This window comes from Vibrio sp. 1401 (genome assembly GCF_033340295.1).
In genome coordinates, this window is the sequence record NZ_JAWOWF010000647.1 from 1 (window position 1) to 571 (window position 571).

Annotated in this window: 1 protein-coding gene; it reads left to right on the plus strand. The window is 45.7% G+C overall.

Annotated elements, in window-relative coordinates:
- Positions 1 to 62 precede the first annotated feature (62 nt).
- On the plus strand, positions 63 to 571 hold a 509-nt coding region (locus R7Z77_RS27345; protein WP_318137304.1), incomplete at its 3' end, for a YdcF family protein.

Here is a 571-nt window from a genome sequence, read left to right on the forward strand (position 1 = left end):
TTGGCGGACAAGCTGGTTTCACTTGGGTATCAATTCCGATTCAATTCAACGCTGGATGCACTATGAAGTTATATCAACATATAGAAACGCTTTGGGATTACATGCAGCTCAAACAGGATTTAAAGCCTGCCGACTGCTTGTTTGTTATGTGCAGTAACGACGTGCGAGTTGCTGAGCACGCCGCTGCGCTTTACCACCAAAAACTCGCACCATTGATTGTGTTCTCCGGTGGTGAAGGCCGTTTTACGGATGGGTTGTTTGAAAAAAGTGAAGCCGAAACATTTGCAGACATCGCGCGTTTAGCTGGCGTACCAAGCGATGCCATTTTAGTAGAAACACGTTCAACCAATAGTGGAGAAAACGTCCGTTTCACCGAGCAGTTATTAAAAGAGAAAGGCATCCAATGCGAATCGATTATTTTAGTGCAAAAGCCATTTATGGAACGCCGCGCCATCGCTACGTTTGAGAAGCAATGGCAATCGCCCTACTCACAAGTGCAAGTCAGTTCTACCGCTCATCCATTCTTCGAATACATCAACGAAGACATGCCGCTAATGATGGTGTTAGAAGC